Raw genomic sequence first — 7,688 nt, 5'->3', positions numbered from 1 at the left:
GGCACCGCCAGCGCTGGATGGGGGATCTGGAACGACCCCAGCCGGTGCGCGAGCCAGTTCGAGGCGAATGTCAGCACCGTCGTGACGCACAGCAAGCCGTCGGCCCCGCCACGCGCCGCGGCATAGGCCTGACCGAGAATGGCAAAGGCCTCGCTGACCGCCGGCGCGAGGCGCTGTCCAGCCTCGGTGAGTGCGATCTGGCGTGGTCGTCGCAGGAACAGCGGCGCGCCGACCCGTTCCTCCAGCACCTTGATCTGATAGCTGACCGCCGCTTGCGTCATGGCAAGTTCACTGGCGGCCTTGGTGAAGGAAAGATGCCGCGCCACCGCTTCGAACACCCGGATCGCCTGCAGCGGCGGAAGCTGTGCAACCTGCCGAGAGCTGAGGTCCGGCATAAAGCCTCCTTATGGGTCCTTATCGACGTTCGATTGGCAAAGACTGCCGTCAAGACCGACATTCCTAGTCAACCCGTCATTCGGGTTCAGGATAGCGAAGGTTGACGATCATGACCATGGCGCAGCAAAAATGCACTCCCGCACCGGATCACCGCTGGTTTTCGTGGCTGACGGATGGATTCGGCTGGTTCGCGGCCAAAAGACGAGCACATCTCGACATCAGGGACCTGTCGCCGCATCTGCAGCGCGATCTCGGTTTTCTCGATGGCAATGACCCTTTCGGGCGGCACAGCTAGCGCGGTTGGTTTTATCGCAAATCAGTTGTGGTTCCGGTCAGATGTTGGCCAGCAGGGCGGCGGCGGTCCGTTCATCGGTGATGAGGCCGTTGATCAGCCGCCGGTTCGCGGCCGCCAGGATGCCTGGCAGCTTTCGTTCGCCCATGGCCAGTGCGATGACCAGTGATTTCTCGCGTGACGGAAGCGACGCCGACGACACCCGGTCGTTGGTGATGCCCTCGATCATGCGGCCCTCCCTATCGAACACCCAGCCGACGATCTCGGCGATGCCGCCGGCCTTCTGCAGCGCCTTCAATTCGCTCTCCGAAATGAAGCCGTCTTCGTAGAGCGGCGCCTTGGGGCCGAGATCGCCGATGCCGATGAAGGTGACGTCGGCCTCGGCGGCAAGCGCAAGCGTCGGCTGGATCATCGGCTGGTTGAGCAGCATCTCGCGCTCCTCCGGCGACGAGGCGATGACCGGCAGCGGCATCGGGAAGGAGCGCGCCTTGACCCTGTCGGCCATGGTGAAGATGACGTTGTAGAAGGCTGCCGAGCCGTCCGGCGAGATGTTGCCGGTCAACGACACCACCTTGTGCTGCGGGCATTCCATCGGCGGCAACTGCTCGATCGCCGCCTTCAGCGTGCGCCCGGTGCCGATCGCCATGACGATCGGGGTCGGTGACCGCAGCCGCCGCTCGATCTCGGCGGCAGCCGCTTCGGCGATGCCGATCGTGGTCGAGGACGAATTGGGGTCGCTCGGCACCACCTCGACCAGATCGAGCGCAAAGCGCGATCTCAGCCGTGCCGCCAGATCGAGGCAGTTGGCGATCGGATGGTCGACGCGAACCTTGATCAAGCCCTCCGACACCGCCAGCGATACCAGCCGCTGCGCCGTTTGCCGCGAAATGCCGAGCGTCGAAGCGATCTGGTCCTGTGTGTTGCCGGCAACATAATAAAGCCAGCCGGCGCGCGCCGCATCGTCCAGCCTGTTGCTGCCACCATCCTGCCGGCTATTCAAAGTCCTGCCTCCCGAGACCGCCGGTCATGAGAGCGGCCCATGCCCACTTTCGCAGGGAACGGCCTGCTGCGCAATTGTCAATCTCGGGAGCAATTGCTTGCTGTCGATCGGCGTAGGCACGGCCCAGTTTTTTGCCTGTGTCGCCAAAGAGACTTGGCCGCGGTCCCGGCAGGCGGCAGGTTCTTGTGCTCCGAAGGTTTATCTCCCGGCTCAAACCCTTTAAGGGATGGCAAAAAGGAGCCTCACATGATGCCGAAAGCGGTTTTCTGGGACATGGACGGCACGCTGGTCGACAGCGAACCGCTGCACGAAGCAGCCCTGATGGCGGCGATGCGCAATGTCGGCCTTGTCCCGCCGGACGATCTGCATGAGCGCGTGCTCGGTGTCGCCGCCTGGCCGGTCTACGAGATGATGCGCGACGAGTTCGGCCTGGACCTGCCTTTCGACGACTGGATCGTGCGCAAATACGAGCATTATCTGCCGTTGGTCGAGGGGCTGAAGCCGCGCCCGGGCGCGATCGAGATATTCAACGAGCTGCGTGCAAGAGGCATCCAGCAGGCCGTGGTCTCGAATTCGGACCGGATGATCGTCGACGCCAATCTGAGCATGGTCGGCCTGATCTACCCCGGCATGAAGACGATCAGCCGCAACGATGTGCGCGAAGGCAAGCCGCATGCCGAGCCGTTCCTGCGCGCCGCCTATCTGGCCGATGTCGACCCTACGCACGCCGTGGCGATCGACGACAGCTGGCCGGGCGCCATGGCGGGACTGGCGGCGGGCATGAAAACGATCTTCTGGCCGGAAAAGCCGATGGAAGGCCCGCCCGGCGCCGTCGTCATCAACAGCGCCGAGGAATTGCGGACTGAACTGGGGCTTTAAGCTTGGGGAAAGTGGGTGGCTCTTCCTGCGACGTCGATGATTGGCGAAACCGGCGAATAAGAGCGTCCTTCTCCCCGTCACTATACGGGGAGAAGTGCCCGGCAGGGCGATGAGGGGCGGCGCCGCGATTGACAATGAAGGCGCTTTCCATGGCGTATTGAGATCACGGTCAGGCCGAGTTTTGGTTCGTCCCACACTTTCGGGGCTTGCGCCGCCCCTCATCCGCCTGCCGGCACCTTCTCCCCGTATAGTGACGGGGAGAAGGGTCCTCAATTCCGGTAAACCGGTTCCTGCTCGTCGAGGATCGCCTTCAACTCGCTGAGATGGCGTTCGGCCTGGCCGGGATAGTCGTCCATCTCGCTCGCGGCCTTTTCTGCGATCGCGTCGGAAAGCGTGCGCAGCGGGCGGCCGGTCCACAGCGCCTTGATGTAGGTCTCGGCGGCGCGTTCGAAATAGAACATGCGGTTGAAGGCATCGGCGACCGTGTCGCCGATGACCAGCACGCCGTGATTGCCCATCACCATCACCTTGACCTTGGGATCGACGAGAAGCTGCGAGCAGCGCTCGCCCTCCTCCTCGAAGGCCAGCCCGCCATAATGCGCGTCCACGACATGGCGATTGAAGAACATCGCTGAATTCTGGTCGATCGGCGGCAGTGTCGAGTCAGCGAGCGATGCCAGCACCGTGGCGTGGATCGAATGGACATGCATGACACAGCGCGCGTGGCGCACATTGCGATGGATGGCGCCATGCAGTCCCCACGCCGTTGGGTCGGGCGCATCGGGGCCGGAGAGCGTTTCTGGATCGTTGGCATCGATCATCAGAAGGTCGCTCGCCTTGATGCGCGAGAAATGCACCTGGTTGGGGTTCATCAGGAACTGTGTCCCGCCATCATTGACGGCCAGCGAGAAGTGATTGGCCACCGCCTCATGCATGTTGAGCCGTGCCGTCCAGCGGAAGGCGCAGGCAAGATCGACGCGCTCCTCATAGTAGGGCAGGTTGGTCAGCGTTTCCTTTTGCAGACGGGCAAGGCTCATCCTAAAATCCTCCGGTTTCGGCAAGAATGCCGTGGCCAGCCCATGTCCGCAACCGGTTTTGGTTGGTGCAGGGATAGCTGTCTCACGCTGCCGTGCTGGCAGCGGCACCGCTGGCCCGCAGGCCGCCATGCTCGATGATGAAATCGATCACCTCCTGCAGCCCCTTGCCGCGCGACAGGTCGGTGAAGCCGAACGGCCGTTTTCCGCGCATGCGGCCGGCGTCGCTCTCCATGACATCGAGATTGACGTTTACGTAAGGAGCAAGATCGCTCTTGTTGATCACCAGGAAATCGGAGCGGGTGATCGCCGGCCCGCCCTTGCGCGGAATCTCCTCGCCCTGGCAAACCGAGATGACATAGAGCGTCAGGTCGGCGAGGTCAGGCGAGAAGGTCGCGGCAAGATTGTCGCCGCCGGATTCGATGAAGACGATGTCGAGATCCGGGAATTTCCTGTTCATTTCGGCGATTGCCTGCAGATTGATCGACGCATCCTCGCGGATGGCGGTGTGCGGGCAGCCGCCGGTCTCGACACCCATGATGCGGTCCTCGGGCAGTGCCTGCAGCCGCGCCAGCATCATGGCGTCTTCCTTGGTGTAGATGTCGTTGGTGACGACGGCGATGGAAAACTCGTCGCGCAACGCCTTGCACAGTTTTTCGGTCAGCGTCGTCTTGCCCGAACCGACCGGGCCGCCAATGCCGATGCGCAGCGGGCCATTTGTCTGTGTCATGTCGGAAACTCCGTGATGGCGAGGATGGCAAAGCCGAGCCCGATCAACAGGCAGAGCGGCGAATAATAGCGGACATCGAGCCGCGCGAAAGGTTGTTCCGGCGCCAGCCGCCGCCACCATGGCGTGAAGCCGGCTATGCCGCGACCCAGGAACACTAGGCCGATGAGCAGCGAAGTGGCGGCGAGGCCCTGCTTTGGGAAGGGTGAAGCAAAGACGCCTTCGAGCGCCAGCGGCCATAGTGTCGCCAGGCACAGGCACGCGGCAACGGCGAAACTGGCGAACGGCGACGGCATCTCATCGACACCGCGAAAACCGACCACGGCGCGAGCGCACGAGGCCGCATCCCGGCCCGGCCAGATGCCGCCAAGACCCCAATAGACATGCAGCGCGGTGATCAGCAGCAGAACAAGGGAGAGCGCGAAGGCGAGAAAAGTCATGAGCGGAACAGCCGCGAATACTGGGTTTCGTGCTTCATCGCCATGACATCGGAGACGAAGGCGCAGCCACCGAGATCGTCCAGTGTCGAGCGCGCGGCGCGGGCTGCGGTCGTCAGCGCCAGCGGCTCGAAGCCGGCTAACAACGTGGTCGCGCCGCTCTGGCCGACGATGCCAAGCCGGATCGCCGCCTGGGCGAGGTTGGAGAAGAAGGTTTGCAGGAAGGCTGACAGCGCATCCTGAAGCGCAATTGAATTGCCGCCGGCAACAGCGCCGACGGCGACGCAATAGGCGCATTCAGCCGGCAGCCGTTTCAGCACCGGATTTGGCCAGGCTGCCGCCGCTTTGAGGAAGGCCGCACCCTGCAGCATGGTTTCGGTATGGCGTTCGCGCGAGCCGGCCAGCGCCTCGGCGAGTGCCGCCACTTCATCGAGATCACCGGCGTGGCGTGCGCGGCGCCAACTCTCGGCGAACAGCACGGCGTCGTTCCAGCCCGAACCGATCTCGACAAGCGTTTCCAGCCAGCCGGCCAGGCTCCCGGCATCGGCAACCAGCCCGTCATGCACCGCGCGCTCGAGACCATGGCTGTAGGAAAAGCCGCCGACCGGAAAGGCAGGCGACAGCCACGCCATCAGCCGCAGCAGGGCGATGTTCGAAGGCTGGTCAGCCATGATCGTGGTGATGGCCGGCGTGACTGTGCGAATGGGTATGCGCTTCGTCATGAGAATGGCTGTGCGCTTCGGCGTGGCTGTGGGCATGCGCATGGCCGTGATCGTGGCTTTGCCCGCCATGCCCGGAATAGGCGCCGCGCACCGGCTTGAACGGTTCGGAAACGTCGGCCACCGTGGCGCCGAGCCCCTCCAGCATCGCCTTGATAACATGGTCCCGCAGGATGAGGATGCGACCGGCCTCGATGCTTGCTGCGAGATGGCGGTTGCCGATGTGCCAGGCGAGCTCGGCCAGATGCACGCCGTCGCGGGCGCGGATGTCATAGACCTCTTCCGGCGCCGCGATGATCTCGACATGGCCGCCATCCTCCAGCACCAGCCGGTCGCCATCGTTCAAGGCGACGGGTTCGGGCAGGTCGACCAGCACCTTGCTGCCGTCGGCAAGCTCGATGGCGCGGCGGCGCAAATGCCGCTCGTCATGGGCGAGAATGGCCCGGCCGGACGGTAGCGTGGTTCCGGCGTTGCCGGCGGACAGTACGGAGACGGCCCGCGGGAATTTGGTGAAGTCGGTGTTGAGGTTGAGCTTCATTTCATGGATCCCCCATTTGCTTGCGCCCGTGCACGGGCGGGCCGTGCCAGCACGCGGTCGAAATAGGCGTTGACGCGCTCGGAGTCGATCGGGAATCGGCCGGCGCGAGCCCAGCCGCCCATGTCGCCGAGCAGCACATCGACAGCGGAAAACCGATCGCCGAGCGCAAACGGTTTGTCGCCCAGCCGCCGCTCCAGCGCCTTCAGTTCCGAGGCAAAATCGTAAGCCGCCGCAGGACCGACATCGACGCGCACATCCCTAGGCAGCAGGAAGCGATGGCGCAATTTGTTCCACAGCGGCGCTTCCAACTCGCTCTGGGCAAAATGCATCCAGGAATCCATCTCGGCACGGCCCGCGACGCCCGGGTTGGCGCCCATGTCCTTGTCGGCATGCTTGTCGGCTAGATAAACGCAGATCGCCGCCGAATCCGTCACCGTCAGCTCGCCGTCGATGAGGATCGGCACCTTGCCCGATGGGTTGAGCGCATAGGCTTCCGGTGAGCGCAGATGAACCTCGACCAATTCATAAGGCTGCCCGAGCTCCTCGAGCATCCAGAGAACGCGGCTGACCCGGGATCCGCGCGATCCAACGGCCTTGTACATGTCGAACCCTGCCTTTCTCCAACAAGCTAGACCATCGCGTTCGTTCAGACGATGGTGTCGAAGAGCCGCAGGATGAACGATATCTGGTAGATAAGCGCCGCCGTGACGAAGGCGATGTGGAAGCGGCGGTCGCGCACCAGGATCGCGATGATGCAGAGCGCGACGAAGACCGGCGTGCGGAACAGATACTCGCTGCCGAAGCGGGCGAAATGCTCCGGCCCCTTCAGCAGCGTGTCGACCACGTCGAGCAGGTAGGTCGCAGCCAGCAGGCCGAAGAACCACGCACGGCGCGAATAGAAGAAATCCTCGTAGCTGGTGTAGTCCAGCATCGAATCGGGAAACAAAAGCGCACACAGCAGGAACAGCGTGATCGCGTAGAAGATGATGAACAGGTACTTGCCGAAGGTCCAGGTTTCGATGGCGTAGAGGCCGAACTCCCACCACCAGAAATGCACCAGCATCAGGAGCACCGAGACGACCCAGGCCAGATGCACGGGATAGAGCTTGTACTGGCCGGGATGCTGGACGATGCGCGCCACCCCCGACAGCAGGCGGGCGACGCCAAGCCCGATCACCATGCCCATGACGATGCGGATGTGCGGGAAGATGTCGTGGGCGGAAGCGATTTCGGTGGCCATTCGTGTGTCTTACCAGCTGCTTCGACAATTTCGGCTAATCATACCAAAGCCACAGCTTTCGGTAGCCGGCCGGAACTTCAATCTGCTCGGCGGGCAGGTGATCGACATCTCCTTCCCAGGTTTCGTCCGGCTCGAAGCCTGATGGCAGCCAGCCAATCACATGTTCTTCGCTGGCGCGCGTTGTAATGACGACTTTGTCAGAGAATGGCCATTCTCCATCATCGCACTGCACGATCGCTATCCGGACATCGTGAACTTCGGGCTTTTTCCGTATCGACTGAAATGTAGCCAGAACCGTATCATTGTTCGGTGCCTCCGGGCTGTTGCACAGCAATCCGGCTTCGCCTTGAGCCCCATCGAAATATTCTTCCAATGTAACAAGCGGCATGGAGAGTGGGGCAATGCCGCCGTTGTATTTTTGCAGCG

Annotated in this window: 12 protein-coding genes; 2 read left to right on the top strand and 10 right to left on the bottom strand. The window is 62.9% G+C overall.

Going from position 1 to position 7,688, the window contains the following annotated elements:
• Positions 1 to 395 (bottom strand): LysR family transcriptional regulator (locus EN939_RS13510; protein WP_127268415.1); only part of this gene is annotated, 395 nt, incomplete at its 3' end.
• 110 nt (positions 396 to 505) lie between these two features.
• Here EN939_RS13510 and EN939_RS13505 point away from each other — a divergent pair.
• The gene (locus EN939_RS13505; protein WP_127268414.1) at positions 506 to 691 is read left to right on the top strand and encodes a hypothetical protein; all 186 of its coding nucleotides are present in this window, start codon (positions 506 to 508) and stop codon (positions 689 to 691) included.
• A gap of 37 nt (positions 692 to 728) precedes the next feature.
• Here the strand turns inward: EN939_RS13505 and EN939_RS13500 are convergent, their stop codons facing one another.
• The gene (locus EN939_RS13500) at positions 729 to 1,688 is read right to left on the bottom strand and encodes a sugar-binding transcriptional regulator (protein WP_127268413.1); all 960 of its coding nucleotides are present in this window, start codon (positions 1,686 to 1,688) and stop codon (positions 729 to 731) included.
• A gap of 246 nt (positions 1,689 to 1,934) precedes the next feature.
• On the opposite strand from EN939_RS13500, the gene EN939_RS13495 reads away from it, so the two are divergent.
• Positions 1,935 to 2,567, top strand: a complete 633-nt coding sequence (locus EN939_RS13495) for an HAD family hydrolase (protein ID WP_127268412.1) — start codon at positions 1,935 to 1,937, stop codon at positions 2,565 to 2,567.
• Between the two features lie 269 nt (positions 2,568 to 2,836).
• On the opposite strand, the gene EN939_RS13485 is transcribed toward EN939_RS13495, so the two are convergent.
• The 8 genes from EN939_RS13485 to EN939_RS38030 all read right to left on the bottom strand — a co-directional run.
• Positions 2,837 to 3,604: a class II aldolase and adducin N-terminal domain-containing protein gene (locus EN939_RS13485; RefSeq protein ID WP_127268410.1), complete on the bottom strand. Its 768-nt coding sequence runs from the start codon at positions 3,602 to 3,604 to the stop codon at positions 2,837 to 2,839.
• A gap of 82 nt (positions 3,605 to 3,686) precedes the next feature.
• Positions 3,687 to 4,331 (bottom strand): urease accessory protein UreG, encoded by a 645-nt coding sequence (ureG, locus tag EN939_RS13480; protein ID WP_127268409.1) that lies wholly within the window; start codon positions 4,329 to 4,331, stop codon positions 3,687 to 3,689.
• Complete coding sequence (locus EN939_RS13475) at positions 4,328 to 4,768, bottom strand: DUF3995 domain-containing protein (protein WP_127268408.1); 441 nt, start codon at positions 4,766 to 4,768, stop codon at positions 4,328 to 4,330. The genes ureG and EN939_RS13475 overlap by 4 nt, the downstream gene beginning before the upstream one ends.
• Positions 4,765 to 5,436: an urease accessory protein UreF gene (locus EN939_RS13470; RefSeq protein ID WP_164748834.1), complete on the bottom strand. Its 672-nt coding sequence runs from the start codon at positions 5,434 to 5,436 to the stop codon at positions 4,765 to 4,767. The genes EN939_RS13475 and EN939_RS13470 overlap by 4 nt, the downstream gene beginning before the upstream one ends.
• Positions 5,429 to 6,022, bottom strand: coding sequence for an urease accessory protein UreE (gene ureE / locus EN939_RS13465; protein WP_127268407.1), 594 nt, complete (start codon positions 6,020 to 6,022; stop codon positions 5,429 to 5,431). The genes EN939_RS13470 and ureE overlap by 8 nt, the downstream gene beginning before the upstream one ends.
• The gene (locus EN939_RS13460) at positions 6,019 to 6,624 is read right to left on the bottom strand and encodes a glutathione S-transferase family protein (protein WP_127268406.1); all 606 of its coding nucleotides are present in this window, start codon (positions 6,622 to 6,624) and stop codon (positions 6,019 to 6,021) included. The genes ureE and EN939_RS13460 overlap by 4 nt, the downstream gene beginning before the upstream one ends.
• Positions 6,625 to 6,668: 44 nt before the next feature.
• The gene (locus EN939_RS13455; protein WP_127268405.1) at positions 6,669 to 7,262 is read right to left on the bottom strand and encodes a hypothetical protein; all 594 of its coding nucleotides are present in this window, start codon (positions 7,260 to 7,262) and stop codon (positions 6,669 to 6,671) included.
• Positions 7,263 to 7,296: 34 nt separating this feature from the next.
• Positions 7,297 to 7,688: hypothetical protein (locus EN939_RS38030; protein ID WP_164750977.1), on the bottom strand; the 392-nt coding region annotated here is incomplete at its 5' end.

This window comes from Mesorhizobium sp. M7A.F.Ca.CA.002.05.1.1 (assembly GCF_003998335.1).
Classification (GTDB): Bacteria; Pseudomonadota; Alphaproteobacteria; order Rhizobiales; family Rhizobiaceae; genus Mesorhizobium.
This window is presented reverse-complemented; position numbering and strand designations above follow the sequence as displayed.

Bases quoted from the DNA above. Each gene is read 5' to 3' on its own strand.
- EN939_RS13455 (WP_127268405.1), bottom strand. From the start codon at position 7,262: ATGGCCACCGAAATCGCTTCCGCCCACGACATCTTCCCGCACATCCGC.
- EN939_RS13470 (WP_164748834.1), bottom strand. From the start codon at position 5,436: ATGGCTGACCAGCCTTCGAACATCGCCCTGCTGCGGCTGATGGCGTGG.
- ureG (WP_127268409.1), bottom strand. From the start codon at position 4,331: ATGACACAGACAAATGGCCCGCTGCGCATCGGCATTGGCGGCCCGGTC.
- EN939_RS13485 (WP_127268410.1), bottom strand. From the start codon at position 3,604: ATGAGCCTTGCCCGTCTGCAAAAGGAAACGCTGACCAACCTGCCCTAC.
- EN939_RS13475 (WP_127268408.1), bottom strand. From the start codon at position 4,768: ATGACTTTTCTCGCCTTCGCGCTCTCCCTTGTTCTGCTGCTGATCACC.
- EN939_RS13505 (WP_127268414.1), top strand. From the start codon at position 506: ATGACCATGGCGCAGCAAAAATGCACTCCCGCACCGGATCACCGCTGG.
- ureE (WP_127268407.1), bottom strand. From the start codon at position 6,022: ATGAAGCTCAACCTCAACACCGACTTCACCAAATTCCCGCGGGCCGTC.
- EN939_RS13460 (WP_127268406.1), bottom strand. From the start codon at position 6,624: ATGTACAAGGCCGTTGGATCGCGCGGATCCCGGGTCAGCCGCGTTCTC.
- EN939_RS13495 (WP_127268412.1), top strand. From the start codon at position 1,935: ATGATGCCGAAAGCGGTTTTCTGGGACATGGACGGCACGCTGGTCGAC.